Below are 19,617 nucleotides of genomic sequence, written 5' to 3'. Positions count from 1 at the left end.
GATGGAATTTTGATTAGACGACTATCCAAATATCTGGTGCTGGCCCTTGTCCTGTGGGCGCCGCTAGCCTCCGCGGAGACGTTCATTATTTCCGATATTCGTGTGGAGGGCCTGCAGCGCATCTCCGCAGGCAGCGTGTTTGCCTCCCTGCCCGTCGGGGTGGGAGACCTGGTGGACGAATACGCCGTTCGCGCCTCTGCGCGCAGCCTGTTCGCGACCGGTAACTTCGACGATATTCGCATCGGCCGTGACGGTAACGTACTGGTAGTCGTGGTCGCCGAGCGGCCCAGTATCACCGAGATCAACATCGAAGGTAACAAGGCGATTGAGACAGAAGCCCTGCTAGACGGCCTCAAGGGCGCGGGATTGGCGGTCGGGCAGGTATTCCAGCGCTCCACACTGGAAGGCATGCAGATGGAACTGCAGCGCCAGTATGTACAGCAGGGGCGCTATGACGCCAATATCGAAACCGAGGTCCTGCCAGAGCCCCGCAACCGGGTAACCATCAATATCGACGTGGACGAGGGCACGGTTGCCTCCATCAAGCATATCAACGTGGTCGGTAACGAAGTCTTTGACGACGAGGAACTCGGCGAGATTTTCGAACTGCGCACCACCGGGCTATTGTCCTTCTTTACCAATGACGACAAGTATTCCCGGGAAAAGCTGACCGGTGACCTGGAGGCCTTGACTTCCTACTATATGGATCGCGGTTATCTGCAGTTTCGTATTGATTCGACGCAGGTTTCGGTGTCGCCGAACAAGGAAGAGGTCTATATCACCGCAAACGTTACCGAGGGCGAGAAATTTACCCTGGGTGAGGTCGACCTGTCCGGTGACCTGGTGCTGCCGGAAGAGGACCTGCGCCGATTCCTGCTGGTTGCCGAAGGCCAGACTTTCTCCCAGCAACTGGTGACCTCCACGGAAGAGTACCTGACTCGCCGGCTGGGTAATGAGGGCTACAACTTTGCCAAGGTGACGGGTATTCCCGAAATTGAGGAAGGCAGCAACGTGGTTGCCCTCAAGTTCTTCGTCGACCCCGGCAAGCGCACGTACGTGCGTCGCATCAGCTTCAAGGGCAACCAGAAGACGGCGGACGACGTACTGCGTCGCGAAATGCGCCAGATGGAGAGTGCGCCGGCCTCGTCGGCGAAGATCGAGCAATCACGAATCCGGCTTGAGCGGCTCGGCTACTTCAGCAGGGCGAGCGTGGAAACCCCACAGGTGCCCGGCCACGATGACCTGATCGATGTGGAATTCGAGGTGGAAGAGCAATCCTCCGGCAGCATCGGTGCGAGCTTCGGTTACGCCCAGGATGCGGGCCTCATCCTCGGCCTGAACCTGCAGCAGGACAACTTCCTGGGCACGGGGAAGCGAGTGGGTATCAGCTTGAACTCGTCGCGTTACCAGGACCTGTATAACTTCAGTTATACCAACCCGTATTTCACTGAGGACGGCGTTAGCCGCGGCTTCAATGTCTACTACCGTTCCACCGACCTCTCGGAAGTGAACGTGGCCAGCTACACCACGGATACGCTCGGTGGCGCCCTGAACTTTGGCTACCCGATCAAGGAAACCCAGCGTCTGGGGTTCAGTTTCGGGGTCTCCGATACCGAGATTACGGCGGGCCGGTTCGCCGTGCAGGAAATCAAGGCCAGTCCGCGCCTGGACAGGTCTGTGGATTACTGGTTTGAAAGCACCGAGATCTACGACGAGAACGGCTTCCCGACCGGCCTGTTCGCCGGTCCGGAAACCGTGCAGCCGATTGACACCATACCGCCGAGTTTCCTGACTCCCCCGTCCGAACCGGGTTTCCTGGATGAAAATGGCGACGAGTTCCTGAACTGGACGATAACCGCAAGCTGGAGCCAATCCACGCTGAATCGCGGCCGTATGGCAACCCGTGGCACCGCCAATTCCGTGGCTCTGGAAGTGGCCATCCCGGGCTCGGACCTGGAGTTTTACAAGCTCAGTTATCGCGGCGAGATATACTTCCCGGTGACGCGCACCTGGACGCTGCGCCTGCGCGGTGAACTGGGCTACGGAGACGGTTACGGCGACACCACGGAGTTGCCGTTCTATGAGCACTTTTATGCCGGCGGCTTCGGCTCTGTGCGCGGTTTCGAGAGCAACACGCTGGGTCCGCGATCAACCCCGGCCGAGCTGTACGACGCTCGCCAGTCGGTGGCTGCGGTCAATGAGGACGGCAATGCGACGGAACTGGGCGAGTTCGGCTATGTCGGGCGCGACGGCAAGCTTGGTGTGGAGACACTTCGCGACGATCCCGACCCCTTCGGGGGCAATGTGCTGATTGAGGGCAGTGCCGAGCTGCTGTTCCCGCTGCCTTTCATCAAGGACCAGAGCAAGCTGCGCTCTGCTTTCTTCATCGATGCGGGTAACGTATTCAACACGCAGTGTTCGGCGCAACAGATCAACTGCTTTGACGTGGACGCCGATGAACTGCGTTACTCGGTGGGAGTTGGTGTGACCTGGATAACCGGCTTCGGGCCGATGACTTTCAGCCTCGCCAAGCCGCTTAATGCGGGTGATGACGACGAGGAAGAGGCCTTCCAGTTCACACTGGGCCGCGGATTCTGATTTTTTATTGCTACAACTGGAGAGAAACGTGTCTAGATTTTTGAAAATTGCACTGGCCACCGTGGCCCTGACCCTGCCATCGCTGGCGCTTGCCCAGGGCAAGATCGCGGTGGTAAACCTGCAGGAGGCTATCCTGCAGACCGACGTGGCGCAGAAGCGACTCACGGAAGTTCGCAATGGCGACGACTACAAGGCCGATAAAGCCGAGTTCGATAAACTGAAGAAGGAATTTGACGAACTGGTGAAAAAGTTCCAGAAAGACGCTGCGGTGATGAGCCAGGAGCAGCAGGTGTCTGCGCGCCAGAAGCTGGCAAGCAAGCAATCTGACCTGGAGCATGTGACCGGCAAGCTGCAACAGGCCGAGCAGGCAGCCGGCCAGGCGCTGTTGCAGGAGATGTCGCCGAAGGTGCAGGAAGTCCTGCGCGAGCTGATTACCACTGAAGGTATTGGCCTGCTGCTGCAGCGCGCATCCGTGATCCACGCGGATGCCGGTTACAGCATCACTGCCAAGGTGACTGACAAGCTGAATCAGGTCGCAGCGGAGTAAGCATCGGGTGATTACCCTGGGGGAGCTGGCGCAGCGATTTGACCTGCAGCTGGACGGCGACGCCCAGCGCACCGTGTCCGGACTGGCCACACTGGCCAGTGCGGGGCCGGATGACATCAGCTTCCTCTCCAACAAGAAGTATGCAAGCCAGTTGCTGGATACGCGCGCCGCGGCAGTGATATTGCATCCTGACCTGGCGTCGCAGTGTCCCGTCGCGACGCTGGCCACGGCGGATCCCTACCTCGCCTTTGCCCGATCCACGGCCCTGTTTGATCGGTCGCCTGCACAACCGGAAGGCATACACCCCGCGGCCACCGTGTCTCCAGGGGCTGTTATAGCGAACGATGCCAGTATTGGGCCCAATGCAGTGGTCGAGGCGGGGGCCAGGGTGGGCAGCGGCGCGTCGATTGGCGCTAACGCCTATATCGGCCACAACACCGAGATCGGAGCCGGTACGCGCATCCAGCCGGGCGTCGTGATCTACCACAACGTCAAACTCGGTGCCCGTTGTCGTGTACACAGCCAGGCCGTGCTTGGCGCCGACGGGTTCGGCTTTGCGCCGGGCCCGGGGGGATGGGAAAAAATCCATCAGCTGGGCGGGGTCAGCATTGGCGATGATGTCGAGATTGGCGCCTGCACCACCATCGACAGGGGTGCGCTGGATGACACCGTGATCGAGGATGGCGCGATTATCGACAACCTGGTGCAGATAGCGCACAACTGCCGCATCGGAAAAAATACCGCGATCGCCGGTTGCACCGGTCTGGCCGGAAGCACGATTATAGGCGCTAATTGTACGTTGGCTGGAGGTGTTGGCGTCGTTGGCCATGTGGAGATTTGTGATGGCGTGCATGTGACCGGCATGACCATGGTCACAAGGTCGATCACCGAACCCGGATCGTACTCTTCGGGTACTCCAATGGCGACTACCCGTGAATGGCGCAAGAGCGCCGTTCGTTTCTCACAGCTTGAACGCATTCAGCAACGCCTGGCCGCCCTGGAAAAGAAACAGTGATAGCGGGTCCGGCGCAACCCTGACGCGGTTGGCGAAGCAAAAGGATCCACGCACTATGCAAATCGATGAAATCCGCACGTACCTGCCTCACCGGTACCCCTTCCTGCTGGTGGACAGGGTGGTGGAAATAGAACTCGGTGAATCCATCGTCGCCTACAAGAACCTGAGCATCAACGAGCCCTTTTTCGACGGGCACTTCCCGGACGAGCCGGTGTTTCCGGGTGTGCTGCTGGTTGAGGCGATGGCCCAGGCAGCGGGCATACTCGGCTTCAAGAGCATGAACAAGACCCCGGCGGACGGTTCCATCTACTATTTCGTCGGTGCCGACAACCTGCGTTTCAAGCGCCCCTGTGTGCCCGGAGACCGGGTGATGCTGCGCGCTGCGATCGTTTCCAGCCGCCGTGGGATCTGGAAGTTCAACGTCAGCTCCGATGTGGATGGCGAACTCGCCGCCTCGGCCACGATTCTATGCGCGGATCGATGATCCACGAGAGCGCTATCGTAGATCCGTCGGCGCGCCTGGCCGATGATGTCACCGTGGGACCCTGGTCCCTGGTGGGGCCGGACGTCGAGATCGGCCCCGGCACCATCATTGAGCCGCACGTGGTGATTCGTGGCCCGACCCGTATCGGGGCCCGGAATCATATTTACCAGTTTTCCAGCATTGGTGAGGCCACACCGGACCTCAAGTATCGCAACGAACCTACCCGTTTGGTGATCGGTGACGACAACGTCATTCGAGAGAATGTAACGATTCACCGGGGTACGGTGCAGGATCGTTCCGAAACCACTATCGGCGATCACAACCTGATCATGGCCTATGCCCACATTGGCCACGATTCGGTGCTGGGTAATCACACCATACTGGTCAACAATACGGCGCTTGCCGGTCATGTGCACATAGGCGACTGGGCTATTCTCAGTGGCTATACCCTGGTGCACCAGTTCTGCAAGATCGGTGCGCACAGCTTCAGCGGCATGGGCACCGCGATAGGTAAGGATGTGCCCGCTTACATTACGGTTAGTGGTTCTCCGGCCGAGGCCAAGACCATCAATACAGAGGGTCTGCGGCGCCGTGGTTTCTCGTCGGAGGCGATCAGCCAGTTGCGCCGCGCATTCAAGATTCTCTATCGACAGGGGCTGACTCTCGATATCGCCCTGCAGCGCCTGGAGACCATGCTCAGCGAAACCCCTGAGGTGCAGGTGCTGATCGATTCCATTCGTGCCTCAGAGCGAGGCATCGTGCGCTAGTGCAGCGTAATCGGCAGGGCACGCTGAGGGTCGGCGTACTCGCCGGTGAAGCCTCTGGTGACATCCTGGGCTCCCGCGTCCTTGCAGCGCTTGCCGCGCACTGTGACAAGCTCGTTGTAGAAGGCATTGGCGGTCCGCTGATGGAAGCGCAGGGCCTGAGCAGCATGTTTCCCATGGAGCGACTGTCGGTGATGGGGTTTGTCGAGCCCCTCAAGCGGCTGCCGGAACTGCTGCGCATTCGGCGCCAGGTGTTCGAGCATTTTCGTGACAACCCGCCGGACATTTTCCTTGGCATCGATTCCCCCGATTTCAACCTGCGCCTGGAGCGGAAGCTGCGCCACTGTGGCATTCCCACCGCGCACCTGGTGAGCCCCTCGGTCTGGGCCTGGCGCCGGGGAAGGATTGAGAAAATACGCCAGTCCGTCGATTTGATGCTGTGCCTCTTCCCCTTTGAAACCGCGATTTACCGGGAAAACCATATCCCCGTGCGTTTTGTTGGCCATCCCCTGGCGGATGAGCTGCCCCGCGCTGTTGACCGACTGGAAGCGAGACGGGCGCTGGGCCTGAGCGAAGCTGGCGAGGTGTTGGCACTGCTGCCGGGTAGTCGCTCGGGGGAGGTGCGTATGCTGGCGCCGTTGTTCTTGCAGGCAGCCCGGCGTTTGCGGAGCGCTCAACCTGAACTCAGCCTGGTGATGCCGGCCGCGAATGCGGCGCGGGAGACGGAACTGCGCCAGCTGCTTGAAGAGTACCCTGACCTGCCGGTAAATCTGGTGTCGGGGCGTTCACGAGAAGTCATGGCAGCGGCGACAGCCGTGCTGCTGGCATCCGGTACCGCCACGCTTGAGGCAGCGCTGCTGAAACGGCCGATGGTAGTCGCCTACCGGATGGGCGCGTTGTCCTGGTGGCTGATCACCCGCCTGGTGCACACGGAATACGCTGCCCTGCCCAATGTGCTCGCGGGTCGGGCGCTGGTGCCAGAATTGCTGCAGGATGCGGCCAGCCCGCAGGGACTGGCGGATGCCGTGGCACCCCTGCTCGGAGGCGGCAGCGACGCGGCTGAACAGCTGCAGGCTTTTGACGCCATGCACCGCGAGCTGGCGCGGGATTATGCCAGCATCTGCGCCGAGGCCTTGTTGGAGTTGCTCGGGAGTAGCGCCAACCGTGGATGATCTTTTCCAGCAGGCCTATGCCGGTGATGACATCGCCGGCGTCGATGAGGTAGGGCGCGGGCCGCTGGCAGGTGACGTGGTGGCCGCGGCCGTGATCCTCGATCCGCAACATCCGATTGCCGGTCTGCGCGACTCCAAGCGCCTTTCAGCGGCGCGGCGGGAGGAACTGGCGCTGGCCATTCGGGCACATGCGCTTGCCTGGTCGGTGGCGCGGGCAACGGTAGAGGAAATAGATCGCCTGAACATTCTGCAGGCGTCCCTGCTGGCGATGAAACGCGCGGTAGAGGCGCTGCAGCCACAACCAGGCTACGTGCTGGTTGATGGTAATCGCCTGCCGCAGTGGTCCTACGCGGCCGAGCCGGTGGTGAAAGGGGACAACCGGGTGCCGGCAATCGCAGCTGCATCGATACTGGCCAAGGTACAGCGGGACGCGGAACTGGTGGAACTTGAGGAGCGCTATCCCGGTTACGGTTTTGCTGCACACAAGGGTTACCCTACTGCAGCGCATCTGTCAGCACTGCGCGAGCTGGGTGTCACGCCGGCTCATCGCCGGAGTTTTGCCCCGGTGCGCGCGTTATTGGGTGAATCCGGCTAAAGCGTGCCTCTGCTTCACTGTTCGATCAGTTCAAACAGTTTCACGACTTTCTGCACGCCGGCGACATCCGCCGTCTCGGCGGCAATGCGATCCGCTTCCTCTCTTGTTGCCAGTCCCATCAGGTAGACGATACCGTTTTCAGTGAGGACCTTTACCCGGGTGCCTTCGATATCGAAGCTTCCCAGCAGCAGCGACTTGACCTTGGTGGTGATCCAGGTGTCGGATGTGCGCGTCATGGCCGAACTCGGCGCGGCAATTTCCAGTTCGTTGTAGATACGCCGCACCCCGCGGATCTCCTTGACGACCTGTGTTGCCTGCTGTTTGAGGGCTTCGCTGGATACCTGGCCCGCAAGCAGTACGTAGCCGTTGTAGCTCACCACGTTGAGATGGGCATTGTCGAAGGCCTCATTGGCGTCGTGAATGTTGACCATGGCTTTGGTCTCGATGTTCTCGTCCTCGATCATCCGACCCAGGGTGCGCTCACCCTGGTCTTCCTCGATGCTGTTCATTTCCATGGTGGCAAGCATGCTGCCGCAGCCACCGAGGCCGAACAGGCACAGGGCAAACAGTACAATTGAAAGACGTCGGAACATGGTGGTCAGTTCTCCTCGTGGTTGCCGAACAGCGTGTACTCAATAAGTTGTGCAAGCAGGTGTACGATCATGGTGTGCAGTTCCACCAGTGCCGGCCGGTTGTGGGCCGACACGGCAATATGCGCATCGCCCGCCCGCAGGCAAGCAGACAGTGCGCCGTCGGTCATATCCGTTACCGCGACCACGAGCATATCGCGTTCGCGGGCCGCGTTGACCGCTGCAGCCAGTGCGTGGCTGTCACCTCCGCTGTGAAGTACCAGCAGCAGGTCACCCTCCTGGCCCAGCGCCCGCAGTGGTCGGGCAAAAAGCTCCTGTGTGCCAGCCAGATCATCCAGGCCGTTGCTGTTGGCGCAAAGGTTGATGGCCGGCAGAGCCGGTCGATCCTGCTCCAGCTTGTCGAGCAGCGATGTGGTGAACAGCTGGCACAGGGCGGCATCAGGGCCACAGCCACAGCAGAAAATACGGCCCTCCTGCAGCAGCACCTGGGACATCAGCTCGCTGCCCTGGGCGATGGGATCGGCGACCGCGTCCACTGACATCGCTATGTCTTCCATGGTGCGCTGGAAGCGTCTGGCGATTATCTGGTAATGATCCACGGCGAGACCCCGGAAATTCAATTGATGAAGGCGCCGCGAATCCACTGCGGCGCATGTCTGGTTGCGGATTGTCGCGGCTGGAAGGTAACCACGTCAAATCGACAGGCCAGCTGTGCCAGCTGAGGGTGTTGCTGAAGGTAGTACTGCGCGGTGTTGACCAGTCGGCGACGTTTGCGCCGGTCAATGGACTCGGCAGCGGAGGCGAAGCCGGGGTGGCTGCGCGCGCGTACCTCAATGAATACCAGGTACGCCGCATCCCGGGCGATGATATCGAGTTCGCCGACACGACACCGGTAGTTGCGTTCGATGATGGTAAGGCCCTGGTCGCGTAACCAGGACGCGGCCTGTTCTTCGTAGTGATCGCCACGGGATTTCAAGGGCTGCGCTCCAGTGCATTGACTGGAGCGAGTTTAGCTACAGTGGCTTGAGCTGGTCGCCATCAAAAACCGCCGCCTGCGACTCTCTTTCGATCTGCAAGCGAGGATTCATGCTCAGCAGCCCTGTATTGCCGCGGATCAATGCATCCGGTCCGGCCTGCAGCTGCGCGAATCGCGACTGCAGCCGGTAGGCATCGGCGCCCAGTGCGTTGAGGCGGCGGTACTGAGTGCTGTTGCTGCTGGCCAGCGCCTGCTTTAGCTCGGCGTTGCTGCCGAGTAACCAGGGTAATTCGACGATGCGCGTGCCATCGAGGTCCCGGTCGCGCTTGTCATAGCGGCCACCGTACACACTTGATGTGGCGTACACGGGGAGCGCGCCCGCGTAGTGGAAGGCCAGCAGGGGTTTTAACGCCCGGGCTTCCTCCGGTGTGCGCCCCAGCATGAATATTGCATCGATGTCCTGGCGTCGCCGGGGTGTGAACTCGACATTGCTGGCCAGCATGTCACGTATGTCCCGGCGTCGCTGCTCGCTGGCATCGATGCCGAGCCCGGCTTTGACGCTCGCCGAGTATTCCTCCCTCGACGCGTAGCGGATGTTTCCGGCAATACTGCCACCCAGTGACTGCCAGCGGCTGACCAGCGCGCTCTCGATCTTGTCACCCCAGGCGCCGGCGGGCCGCAGGACCAGTGCGCGGCGGGCGCCCTGGCCAAACGCTGTCTCGGCCAGTTGCCGGGCTTCGTCCTCAGGCGCCAGCGACAGCTGGACCAGCGCTGTCTGTGCCGAGTTGGTAGCCTCGTCGATGCGGTTCAGGGCGATAACCGGTACCGGTCGCTGCGGCAGGATGGCGAGTTCAGTGGTGGAGGATTTGCTGAGCGGGCCGATGACCAGCCGAGCGCCCTGCGCTACAGCCTGATTGTAGGCCTCGCTGGCACTGCCAAAGCGATCGGAATCAATGACAATGACCTGGCTGGGGGCTTCTCCCGCACTGCGGGCGGCAAAGTAGCTGGCCAGGTAGCCCTCTCTCACGGCCTTGCCGGCGGGGGCCAGGCGCCCACTCAGCGGCAGCACCAGGGCGACAGTGTCGGGAGTCGGCGGTGGCGGTAACAGGTACTGCAGGCCGCCGGGCAGCGGTTGTGCTGCCGGGTGGTCAGGGAACTCGGCCTGCCAGCCGGCCAATTTCGCGCTCAGTGCAATGGTGCTGGTGTTATCGAGATGGGCCAGGGCCAGCCAGCCCCGCCAGGTTGCATCTTCCGCACTGGCCAGGGCCTGCTCAAGCTGCGCCGGGCTGCAGCGCTCCAGGTCGCGCCAGATACTGCGTTTTATCGCCGGTTTATCTGCCGTCATCGCCATGGCCATGACCTGCGTGCCCAGCCGGGCGCTTTCCAGGTACCTGCCCTCAATCTCCAGCAAGTGTCGCTGGAAGTTGCGCATGCGATAAATGACACCCGGGGTGAGACCAGTCGTGCCGACCGACGCCAGTCGCTGGTGGGCGGCGTCATGGTCGCCGCGCAGGTAATCAACGCGGGCGAGCATGTACTGCAGCATGGCCGCGTCGTCGGCATTGAGGTCCGCCTTTGCCATCGCTGACAGCGCGGTGAGTGCACTCATCCAGTCTCTGTCGGCGAGTGCGCTTTCGGCCGCGGCCAATTCCGCCTGGTAGGCCGAGGCGGGAAGCGCCAGGTTGGTAACGGACTCGACTATTTCCGGTTGTTCAGTCGCTATTGGTTCAACCGGGGCTGGTTTTTCAGTGGGTGCGCTGCCACAGGCCTGCAGCAACAGCAAGGCAAGCATGGCGGCCGGTATAGTGATGCCGTGTAAACGGTTTCGAATTGCCATCATGCTATGCTGCGTGCCTCATTTAATCGTTGCCATCCTCCGGACTGGAGGGTGCTCATTATAAAGGGAAATCTTGGACACAGGACTCTATATCGTCGCTACCCCTATCGGCAACCTGGGGGACATCACTGCACGTGCCGTCGAGGTGCTGGAACAGGTCGACCTGATCGCCGCCGAAGACACCCGGCACAGTCAAAGGCTGCTGCAGCACTTCGCTATTGATACGCGACTGGTTGCCTATCACGACCACAGCGATGCGCGCAGCCAGGAGCGCATTGCCAGCGTACTCGCAGAAGGCGGCAGTGTCGCCCTGATCTCTGACGCGGGTACGCCGCTCATTTCCGACCCGGGCTACCGCCTGGTCCGGGAGATGCAGTCCCGAGGATATGCTGTGCACCCGGTGCCAGGCCCCTGCGCTGCCGTGGCGGCGCTCAGTGTGTGTGGCCTGCCCACCGATCGCTTTCGCTTCGAGGGCTTTTTGCCGGCAAAACCCGGGGCGCGGAACGGGCGCCTGGTGGAACTGTCCGCCGAGACGGCGACCATGGTGTTCTACGAGGCTCCACACCGGATAGTAGATACCCTGGCGGCAATGACGGCAGCCTGGGGTGGGGATCGGGAGGCCGTGCTTGCGCGCGAAATCACCAAGACCTTTGAAACGATCAGGCGCGACAGCCTCGATGGTTTGCAGGCGTTTGTCGAGGCCGACACCAACCAGCGCAAGGGTGAAATTGTGTTGGTGGTGTCAGGCAGGTCGATAAGCGAGTCCGCGCTCGACGCAGATACCGCGCGGCTGCTGCGGCGCCTGGCCGAGGAACTGCCCGCCAAACGGGCCGCCGCGCTGGTGGCGGAGCACAGCGGCCTGCGCAAGAACACGCTGTACCAGTACCTGTTGTCAGTGAAAGAAGATTGAGCCCTTGCGCGCAGGCTGCTAGTCTTGCCCGCGAGTCGGTCAGGCGATCGCTCTTCGCCGCTTCTGGCTGCGAAGGGAGGAAAGTCCGGGCTCCACAGGGCAGGGTGCCAGGTAACGCCTGGGGGGCGAGAGCCCACGGAAAGTGCAACAGAAAGGAAACCGCCGCCACAGCGCTTGCTTGCAGGCCTCTGGCGGTAAGGGTGAAAAGGTGCGGTAAGAGCGCACCGCGCGGCTGGTAACAGGCGCGGCGATGGTAAACCCCACCCGGAGCAAGACCAAATAGGAACCCGTCAGCCGTGGCCCGCGGTGGGTTCGGGTAGGTCGCTTCAGGCAGCTGGCGACAGCTGTCGCAGATGAATGGTCGTCCACGACAGAACCCGGCTTATCGACCGACTCGACCTGAATACACCCTCAACCCCTGCCGGGGTTGGGGGTTTTCTTTGCCTCTTATTTCTTTTTTGACTAAAAAATCACCGCCTAAATGAAAATTTAGCCTGTAACTTAAAGTAAACCCTTAACAGATGGGGTTAGGGTTATGTTTTGTTGGGTTTTTTGGTTTGAAAAACTTGCCAAAACCCTGTCTAAAACCGCCGTAAAGGCCTGAATTTACAGTGTTTTTCCTAATCTGCGCCAGTTGACGCCCATGCTTGGCAGGCATATAGTGTCGAAAAGTGGGAATAAGTGGATAAATCTGTCTTTTTGTGGATTTCGAAGACAGGTGAGTGGGGATTTCTGGCGTGTTTCGCGGTGTACAGCACATCAATATGGATGCCAAAGGGCGGCTGGCGATACCAGCGCGCCAGCGCGAGCCATTGCTGTCACAGTGCGATGGGAAAATTGTCATAACCATTGATACCCAGTCGAAGTGCCTCTTAGTCTACCCCCTTCCCGAGTGGGAGCGTATCGAAAAGGATATCCAGGACCTGCCCGCGCTGGACCCTGCGATCAAGCGCTTCCAGCGGCTGGTTCTGGGTTATGCCACCGATATCGAGCTGGATGCGAACGGGCGCCTGTTGCTGCCCCAGTCGCAGCGGGATTACGCGCAGTTGGAGAAGAAGCTGGTCCTGGTAGGACAGGGCAAGAAGCTGGAAATCTGGTCAGAGGCCCTCTGGTTGGCCGAGCAGGAGCAGGCATTGTCGGACTCGGGATCCCATGCCGAGATGCCCCTCGAACTTCGCTCTCTCAAACTCTAGGTGACCGCCATGCACCAGACAGTACTATTACGAGAGGCAGTCGACGCTCTGGTAACGGCGCCCAGTGGGGTGTACGTGGACGGCACCTTCGGTCGCGGCGGCCACAGCAGGTTGATACTTGACTCCCTGGGGGCAGACGGTCGCCTGCTGGGTGTCGACAAGGATCCGGTGGCCGCTGCCCACGCCGGGGAGCTGGCGCGGGAGGATTCCCGTTTCACCTTCTATCACGGTTCTTTTGCCGATCTCCCCGCGCACCTGCAGCAGTCGGGTATCGGCCCTGTAGATGGCATCCTGCTGGACCTGGGCGTTTCCAGCCCCCAGCTTGACGAGGCCGGGCGTGGCTTCAGCTTCCAGCACGATGGCCCCCTGGATATGCGTATGGATACCACCCGCGGGGAGACCGCGGCGCAATGGTTGTCCCATGCCGATGAGAAAGATATCGCTGCGGTGCTCAAGGGCTATGGCGAGGAGCGCTTTGCCCGGCGTATTGCTGCGGCGATTGTCGCCGCCCGTGAGGAAGCGCCGCTGACCACAACGGCGCAGCTGGCAAAGGTCGTCAGCGAGGCCAATCCCCGGTGGGAGAAGCACAAGCACCCCGCGACCCGGGCCTTCCAGGCAATCCGCATCCAGGTGAACCGTGAGCTCGATGACCTGCGCGACCTGTTGCATGCCGCCCTGGACCTGTTGCGGGTGGGTGGGCGCCTGGTGGTGATCAGTTTCCATTCCCTGGAAGACCGTATGGTGAAGCGCTACATGCGCGACATGGCGCGTGGCGAGCAACTGCCTGCGGGTGTGCCGGTGACAGATGCCGCGCTCAATCGCCGGATGAAGCTGGTGGGCAAGCCGGTCAAGGCCTCCGCGGAAGAGCTTGGCAACAACGTGCGTGCGCGCAGCGCGGTAATGCGTGTGGCGGAGAAAATCGCATGAGCCGCCGCGCCGTGGCGGGCAAGACCATGGTGACTGCCGCAGTCAAGCCGGCTTCACCAGGCCGCACGCTGCTGTGGCTGAGCCTGTCGCTGCTGGTGACGGTGGTTGCATCGGCTTTTGCTGTCATTCATTCAACACATGCCTGCCGCGAGTTGTATGCGCAGTTGCAGGTGCTGGAGTCCATGCAGTGGAATCTGCAGGAGGACTATAGCCGTCTGTTGCTGGAAGAAAGTGTCTGGGCATCGCATCACCGCGTGGAAACCGTGGCGCGGCAGGAGCTGCTGATGTCGGAGCCAGACCTGGCGCGCTACCGGGTGGTGACACAGTGAAGGCGGTCTCTGCCCGGCAGAAAAAGAAACCGCAGGTGATGTGGCGCCTGTACCTGGTGGTGGGTCTGCTGCTGTCCATGCTGGCGCTGTTGGTGGGTCGCGTCCTGTCCCTGCAAATTCTGGAAACCGACCGGGGCTATTCGTTCCTGCAGGACCAGGGTGATGCGCGCTCACTGCGCAGTGCTGAAATCCCGGCTTACCGCGGCGTGATCACGGATCGGCGCGGTGAGCCCCTGGCGGTGAGTACGCCCGTTATTTCACTGTGGGCGGACCCCCGCCTGCTGGCTGATTCAGAGCGGCTGCCGGAGTTGGCCGACGCCCTCGAAATGCCCCGGTCCGAGCTTGAAGATCGCCTGCGCCGTTACCAGGGTAAGCGGTTCATGTATCTGCAGCGCCATCGCGTGCCGCACGAGGCGCGCGAGATCCTGGCCAGGCGCATCCCCGGTGTCTATGGCGAGCGGGAATACCGGCGTTTTTACCCCTCCGGCGAGGTCGCCGCGCAGTTGGTGGGTTTCACCAATGTCGACGACGAGGGTATTGATGGTATTGAGCTGGCCTATAACGACTGGCTCAAGGGCGTGCCCGGGAAAAAGCAGTACATCAAGAACCTCAAGGGCAAGATGGTGCGCGACATCGGAGTGGTGCAGCCCGCCCGCCCGGGCAAGGACCTGCGCCTGAGTATCGACCTGCGCCTGCAGACGTTGCAGCATCGCGAATTACGCAAGGCGGTGACGGCTGCCGGCGCCGCCTCGGGCAGCGTGGTCACGCTGGATGCAAAAACCGGTGAAGTGCTGGCGATGGTCAACTACCCGGTCTACAACCCGAACAGTCGCAAGGGGGTCAAGGCTTCACAGATGCGTAATCGCGCCATCACTGATACCTACGAGCCGGGTTCCACCATGAAAAGCCTGACCCTGGTGGCTGCGCTGGAAAGTGGGCGCTATACCACTGACACGCTTATCGATACGGCTCCGGGCTGGATCCGCGTGGGACCCAAGACCTACCCTGATCCGCGCAACTACGGAGAGATTACGCTGTCGCGGGTGATCGAGAAGTCCAGCCAGGTGGGTGTGACCAAGCTGGCGGTAGAGCTGGGGCATGAACCTATCTGGGAAGTATTTCGGCGTTTTGGTATCGGCCAGGCCATGAACACGGGCTTCCCGGGTGAGAGCAGTGGCATGCTGCCCAATCGCTCGCGCTGGTATTCGACCGAGCGTATAGCGCTGGCTTTCGGCTATGGCATTACCACCACGCCCTTGCAGCTGGCCAGGGCCTATGCCGTGTTCGCCAACGGTGGTGTGCAGCGCCCGGTTTCGCTGCTGGCGCTGGAAGATGAACTGCCCGAAGGCGTGCAGGTGGTGTCCCCGGACATTGCGGCGCAGGTTTTGGATGTGCTGCATGCGGTGACCGGTGAGCACGGCACCGCGAAAAAGGCCAGGGTCGATGGCTTCGATGTCGGTGGCAAGACCGGCACCGTGCACAAGGTGGGCCCGCAAGGTTATATCGAAGATTCTTACGTGGCACTGTTTGCCGGCGTGGCGCCGGTAGAGGATCCGCGCGTCGTCACCGTGGTGGTGATAAACGAACCCAAAGGTGAGGACTATGGCGGCGGCGCGGCGGCGGCGCCGGTGTTCTCCGCAGTGACCAGTGGCGCGCTGCGCCTGCTGGGTGTGACGCCCACCGAGTTTCCCGAGGAAGATGTGGCGCAAGCCGGGTCGTCGCAGGGAGGTGCTGCCTGATGGCTGCCATGAGGCTCGCAGACGTTCTGGCCATGCCCGATGTGGTGGCCGCCGACACGCTGGTCCACGGCATTCAGCTGGATAGCCGCAAGGTGTCCAGCGGCGACCTGTTCCTGGCTGTGCCTGGTGAGATTCACGACGGGCGCCAGTTTATAGAGCAGGCCGTGGCCAACGGTGCCGCCGCCGTGGCAGCCGAGCCCCCGGTAGACGGTTTCATCGATGCTGTTGCGGTGCCGGTGGTGGAATTGCCTGAATTGCAGCAGGAGGCGGGTTGGCTGGCGTCACGTTTTTACGGCGAGCCGAGTTCGGCACTGCACATGGTAGGCGTGACCGGTACCAACGGTAAGACCACCATCAGCCGCCTGCTGGCCCAACTGGTGCGCATGGGCGAGCGCTCCTGCGGCGTGATCGGAACGCTCGGCGCCACCCTGGAAGAAGATGTGCAGCAGGGCGGGAATACCACGCCTGATGCAGTGTCGCTGCAGCGAACCCTCGGGCGCTGGCGAGACCAGGGTGTATACGCCGTGAGCATGGAGGTGTCCTCTCATGCCCTGGTGCAGGGTCGTGTCAACGGTGTGCAGTTTGAAACCGCCGTGTTTTCCAACCTGTCGCACGATCACCTGGATTATCACGGCAGCATGGACGCCTACGGGCGTGCCAAGTTGCAATTGTTTGCGATGGAAGGCCTGCGCCACGTGCTGGTGAATGCTGATGACGCTTTTGCCGCGCAGGTGTGCGCGGTCGTGGAGCCGGGAGTGCAGGTGCTGACCTACTCCCTGCTGGACCCGGGTGCAGATATTTTCGTGGAGCGCGCGGAATTTGGCGCCGATGGCGTACAAGGCCTGTTGCGCACACCCTGGGGCACCGGTGCATTTAACAGCCCCCTGCCGGGTGACTTCAATCTCGCCAACCTGGCTGCGTCGGTGTCTGCGGCGGTGCTTTCGGGGCAGTCCCTGGACGAGGTGCTGGCCACCGTGCCGCGGCTGCGTTCGGTGCCGGGGCGTATGCAGTTGCTGCCAACTGATTGCGGGGTGCAAGTCATCATCGACTACGCCCACACGCCTGATGCGCTGGAGCAAGTGCTGGTATCCCTCAAGCCGCATGTAAGCGGGCGATTGATTGCGGTATTTGGCTGTGGCGGTGATCGTGATCGCAACAAGCGGCAGATTATGGGGCGGGTGGCGTGCCAGCTGGCTGATCACGTGGTGCTCACCAGCGACAACCCCCGCAGCGAGGATCCGCTGGCGATCCTGGCCGACATCGAAACCGGTTGCAGCGGCAGTTACGAGTTGCAGGTCGACAGGGCCGCCGCCATCGCCACGGCGGTGCAGGAAGCCCGCGTCGGTGACTGTGTGGTGATTGCAGGCAAGGGCCACGAGGACTACCAGGTGGTGGAGGGCGACTACCTCCACTTCAGTGATGAAGAACACGCCCGCGCCGCGCTGGCCGGGAGGGCGTCGTCATGATGCGCCCGATGCAACTCGGTGAGTTGGAGCAGGTCCTGCAGGGCACCCTGCATGGAGGGGATGCGGGCTTTGACAGGGTCTTCACCGACAGTCGCGATATGGCCCCGGGAGGGCTGTTTGTGGCCCTGGACGGCGAGCGCTTTGACGGCCATGACTATGTCGCCGACGTCGCCCGGGCCGGCGCTGCGGGAGCCCTGGTCAGCAGGGCGATAGATGTCGAGTTGCCGCAGCTGCGTGTCGCCGATACCGAAATAGCGCTGGGGAGGCTGGGTGCCTTTAATCGTAGTCTCTATGCAGGGCCGCTCGTCGCCATTACCGGCAGCTCCGGCAAGACCACGGTCAAGAACCTGATCAGCAGCGTACTGTCGCAGCGCGGCCAGACTCTGGCTACCCAGGGCAACCTGAATAACGAGATCGGCGTGCCGCTCACCCTGTTGCGCCTGAGCCAGCAGTGTGAATTCGCGGTGGTGGAAATGGGCGCGGGCAAGCCCGGGGATATCGCCTGGCTGTGTGAGCTCGCCAGGCCGGGAATTTCCGTGCTGCTGAATGTGATGCCAGCGCACCTGGAGCGCATGGGTAGCCTGCAGGGTATTGCAGACACCAAAGGGGCAATATTCGACGGTCTCGGGGCGGGTGATGTCGCGGTGATGAGTGCTGATGAGCCCTGGGCCGAGTCCTGGCGCTCGCGCGCGGGGGCGGCCCGCATTATCGATTTTTCCCTGCGTGGTGATGCGGTGGTGACGGCGGCGGATATTGTCAGTCGGGGCATCCTGGGTTCCGACTTTACCGCCCGGACGCCACTGGGGGAGACCCGGGTCGCGCTCAGGTTCCCCGGAGCGCATAACGTGGCCAATGCGCTGGCGGCTATCGCCGTGGGCATTGCCTGTGAGCTGAGCCTGGCTGAGATTACTGCCGGGTTAGAGGCGGCCGAGCCGGCGGCCGGTCGCCTGGCATTGGTAAAGAGTGAGCAGGGCGCGTTGCTGATTGACGATTGCTATAACGCCAACCCCGGTTCTGTGCGCGCCGCTATCGATACGCTGGCGGCAAGTGAGGGTCGGTGCACCCTGGTACTGGGCGCCATGCGTGAACTGGGCGAGGGCAGTGGTGCAATGCACGACGAGATTGGCAACTATGCGCGGGATGCGGGGCTCGACGCTTTCTGGGGCGTGGGCGAGGAACTGCGCGTTGCCGTGGCAAATTTTGGTGAAAACGGGCTCTGGTTCGCTGACTGTGACAGTGCTCTGCATGCGGCCAGGGGCGTCTTCACCAGCGCCGACATCGTGCTGGTTAAAGGCTCGCGGGGCGCCCGTATGGAGCGCTTCCTGAATGGGATGCGCGCAGACTCGACCGAGGGGGAGAGCTGATATGTTGCTGTTTCTCTCGGAATACCTGACCCAGTACATCGGTGCCTTCCAGGTTTTCCAGTATCTGACCCTGCGTGGCATCCTGGCCACAGGGACAGCACTGGCAATATCCCTGCTGGTCGGCCCCATGATGATTCGTCGGCTCAGCTTTCACCAGGTAGGCCAGTCCGTTCGCGATGACGGCCCCCAGAGCCACCTCAGCAAGGCGGGTACGCCGACCATGGGCGGTGCGCTGATCCTGGTGGCTATTGCTGTTTCTACCCTGCTGTGGGCGGATCTGCAGAATCCGTATATCTGGATAGTGCTGCTGGTGACAGCGGTGTTCGGCGCGGTGGGTTGGGTGGACGACTACCGCAAGGTGGTGGAAAAAGACTCTCGCGGCCTGCCTGCGCGCTGGAAATACCTGTGGCAGTCCCTGGCCGGCCTGGCTGCTGCCTGTTATCTCTACTTTGCCTTTGATACCCCGGTGACCACTGAACTTTACGTGCCGTTCTTCAAGGACTTTTCCTGGAGTATGGGGCCACTGTTCATCCTGCTTGCCTACTTCGTGATTGTCGGCTCCAGCAACGCGGTGAACCTTACCGATGGCCTCGATGGCCTGGCGATACTGCCGACGGTGATGGTGGGCGGTGCCCTGGGGATTTTTGCCTATCTCACCGGCCATGTGGATTTCGCCCGTTATCTGCATATTCCCTATGTGGCGGGCAGCGGTGAGTTGGTGGTGTTTTGCGGTGCAATCGGTGGCGCCGGCCTCGGCTTCCTCTGGTTCAACACCTACCCGGCCCAGGTGTTCATGGGAGACGTGGGTGCCCTGGCGCTCGGTGCGGCGCTGGGTACGGTAGCGGTGATCACCCGCCACGAGATCGTGTTCTTCATCATGGGCGGGATATTCGTCCTTGAAACCGTCTCGGTGATCCTGCAGGTCGCCTCATTCAAGCTGACCGGCAAGCGCATTTTCCGTATGGCGCCGATACACCATCACTATGAATTGAAAGGCTGGCCAGAGCCACGAGTCATCGTGCGCTTCTGGATAATCACGGTGATGCTGGTCCTGTTCGGGCTGGCCACCTTGAAGTTGCGTTGAGGAGATGAAGCAGGCTGTGGCACAGGA

The 19,617-nt window shown here is 61.6% G+C and carries 19 protein-coding genes and 1 other RNA gene; 16 read left to right on the top strand and 4 right to left on the bottom strand.

The genetic code is table 11. The features are described 5' to 3' along the window. Positions 1 to 9: 9 nt before the first annotated feature. From bamA to rnhB, 7 genes are read left to right on the top strand one after another with little or no spacing between them, the layout of a single operon-like run. Complete coding sequence (gene bamA / locus F0M18_RS03525) at positions 10 to 2,598, top strand: outer membrane protein assembly factor BamA (protein WP_149609976.1); 2,589 nt, start codon at positions 10 to 12, stop codon at positions 2,596 to 2,598. Positions 2,599 to 2,626: 28 nt separating this feature from the next. After that, positions 2,627 to 3,145: an OmpH family outer membrane protein gene (locus F0M18_RS03520; RefSeq protein WP_262500807.1), complete on the top strand. Its 519-nt coding sequence runs from the start codon at positions 2,627 to 2,629 to the stop codon at positions 3,143 to 3,145. Between the two features lie 7 nt (positions 3,146 to 3,152). Further along, positions 3,153 to 4,160, top strand: coding sequence for a UDP-3-O-(3-hydroxymyristoyl)glucosamine N-acyltransferase (lpxD, locus tag F0M18_RS03515; protein ID WP_316838323.1), 1,008 nt, complete (start codon positions 3,153 to 3,155; stop codon positions 4,158 to 4,160). 55 nt (positions 4,161 to 4,215) lie between these two features. Further along, on the top strand, positions 4,216 to 4,644 hold the full coding sequence (gene fabZ, locus F0M18_RS03510) for a 3-hydroxyacyl-ACP dehydratase FabZ (protein ID WP_149609974.1): 429 nt from the start codon (positions 4,216 to 4,218) through the stop codon (positions 4,642 to 4,644). Then, on the top strand, positions 4,641 to 5,411 hold the full coding sequence (gene lpxA / locus F0M18_RS03505; protein WP_149610123.1) for an acyl-ACP--UDP-N-acetylglucosamine O-acyltransferase: 771 nt from the start codon (positions 4,641 to 4,643) through the stop codon (positions 5,409 to 5,411). The genes fabZ and lpxA overlap by 4 nt, the downstream gene beginning before the upstream one ends. Further along, positions 5,411 to 6,580: a lipid-A-disaccharide synthase gene (lpxB, locus tag F0M18_RS03500; protein WP_262500806.1), complete on the top strand. Its 1,170-nt coding sequence runs from the start codon at positions 5,411 to 5,413 to the stop codon at positions 6,578 to 6,580. The genes lpxA and lpxB overlap by 1 nt, the downstream gene beginning before the upstream one ends. Further along, positions 6,573 to 7,175 carry a ribonuclease HII gene (rnhB, locus tag F0M18_RS03495; RefSeq protein ID WP_262500805.1) on the top strand — a complete coding sequence of 201 codons (603 nt, stop codon included), beginning with the start codon at positions 6,573 to 6,575 and terminating at the stop codon, positions 7,173 to 7,175. The genes lpxB and rnhB overlap by 8 nt, the downstream gene beginning before the upstream one ends. Positions 7,176 to 7,189: 14 nt before the next feature. Here rnhB and F0M18_RS03490 read toward each other — a convergent pair whose 3' ends face one another. The 4 genes from F0M18_RS03490 to F0M18_RS03475 are packed head-to-tail and all read right to left on the bottom strand — an operon-like array spanning position 7,190 to position 10,581. Then, positions 7,190 to 7,768: a BON domain-containing protein gene (locus F0M18_RS03490; RefSeq protein WP_149609972.1), complete on the bottom strand. Its 579-nt coding sequence runs from the start codon at positions 7,766 to 7,768 to the stop codon at positions 7,190 to 7,192. A 5-nt stretch (positions 7,769 to 7,773) separates the two neighbouring features. Further along, positions 7,774 to 8,364: a D-sedoheptulose-7-phosphate isomerase gene (locus F0M18_RS03485; protein ID WP_149609971.1), complete on the bottom strand. Its 591-nt coding sequence runs from the start codon at positions 8,362 to 8,364 to the stop codon at positions 7,774 to 7,776. Positions 8,365 to 8,381: 17 nt separating this feature from the next. Further along, positions 8,382 to 8,741 carry a YraN family protein gene (locus tag F0M18_RS03480; RefSeq protein WP_149609970.1) on the bottom strand — a complete coding sequence of 120 codons (360 nt, stop codon included), beginning with the start codon at positions 8,739 to 8,741 and terminating at the stop codon, positions 8,382 to 8,384. Positions 8,742 to 8,778: 37 nt separating this feature from the next. After that, a complete protein-coding gene (locus tag F0M18_RS03475; protein WP_149609969.1) occupies positions 8,779 to 10,581 on the bottom strand; it encodes a penicillin-binding protein activator in 1,803 nt (600 codons plus the stop codon). Between the two features lie 70 nt (positions 10,582 to 10,651). Between F0M18_RS03475 and rsmI the strand changes: the two genes are divergently transcribed. The 9 genes from rsmI (at position 10,652) to mraY (ending at position 19,590) form a co-directional block, all read left to right on the top strand. Continuing rightward, a complete protein-coding gene (rsmI, locus tag F0M18_RS03470; protein WP_149609968.1) occupies positions 10,652 to 11,488 on the top strand; it encodes a 16S rRNA (cytidine(1402)-2'-O)-methyltransferase in 837 nt (278 codons plus the stop codon). Positions 11,489 to 11,519: 31 nt separating this feature from the next. After that, positions 11,520 to 11,889, top strand: an RNA gene (rnpB, locus tag F0M18_RS03465) — RNase P RNA component class A. A gap of 336 nt (positions 11,890 to 12,225) precedes the next feature. Then, positions 12,226 to 12,681 carry a division/cell wall cluster transcriptional repressor MraZ gene (mraZ, locus tag F0M18_RS03460; RefSeq protein ID WP_149609967.1) on the top strand — a complete coding sequence of 152 codons (456 nt, stop codon included), beginning with the start codon at positions 12,226 to 12,228 and terminating at the stop codon, positions 12,679 to 12,681. 9 nt (positions 12,682 to 12,690) lie between these two features. Next, on the top strand, positions 12,691 to 13,608 hold the full coding sequence (gene rsmH, locus F0M18_RS03455) for a 16S rRNA (cytosine(1402)-N(4))-methyltransferase RsmH (RefSeq protein ID WP_149609966.1): 918 nt from the start codon (positions 12,691 to 12,693) through the stop codon (positions 13,606 to 13,608). Next, positions 13,605 to 13,937 carry a cell division protein FtsL gene (gene ftsL, locus F0M18_RS03450; protein WP_149609965.1) on the top strand — a complete coding sequence of 111 codons (333 nt, stop codon included), beginning with the start codon at positions 13,605 to 13,607 and terminating at the stop codon, positions 13,935 to 13,937. Before rsmH ends, ftsL begins: the two co-directional genes overlap by 4 nt. Further along, positions 13,934 to 15,676 (top strand): peptidoglycan D,D-transpeptidase FtsI family protein, encoded by a 1,743-nt coding sequence (locus tag F0M18_RS03445; protein WP_316838316.1) that lies wholly within the window; start codon positions 13,934 to 13,936, stop codon positions 15,674 to 15,676. The genes ftsL and F0M18_RS03445 overlap by 4 nt, the downstream gene beginning before the upstream one ends. Beyond that, positions 15,676 to 17,142 (top strand): UDP-N-acetylmuramoyl-L-alanyl-D-glutamate--2,6-diaminopimelate ligase, encoded by a 1,467-nt coding sequence (locus F0M18_RS03440; protein ID WP_223177892.1) that lies wholly within the window; start codon positions 15,676 to 15,678, stop codon positions 17,140 to 17,142. Before F0M18_RS03445 ends, F0M18_RS03440 begins: the two co-directional genes overlap by 1 nt. Beyond that, positions 17,139 to 18,506, top strand: a complete 1,368-nt coding sequence (locus F0M18_RS03435; RefSeq protein WP_149609964.1) for a UDP-N-acetylmuramoyl-tripeptide--D-alanyl-D-alanine ligase — start codon at positions 17,139 to 17,141, stop codon at positions 18,504 to 18,506. The genes F0M18_RS03440 and F0M18_RS03435 overlap by 4 nt, the downstream gene beginning before the upstream one ends. A gap of 1 nt (position 18,507) precedes the next feature. After that, positions 18,508 to 19,590 (top strand): phospho-N-acetylmuramoyl-pentapeptide-transferase, encoded by a 1,083-nt coding sequence (gene mraY / locus F0M18_RS03430; protein WP_149609963.1) that lies wholly within the window; start codon positions 18,508 to 18,510, stop codon positions 19,588 to 19,590. Positions 19,591 to 19,617 lie beyond the last annotated feature (27 nt).

The organism is Pseudohalioglobus sediminis (assembly GCF_008370495.1).
In the GTDB taxonomy this organism is placed as follows: Bacteria; Pseudomonadota; Gammaproteobacteria; order Pseudomonadales; family Halieaceae; genus Halioglobus.
The sequence above is the reverse complement of the archived record's forward strand: the minus strand, read 5'-3'. Positions and strand labels throughout refer to the sequence as shown.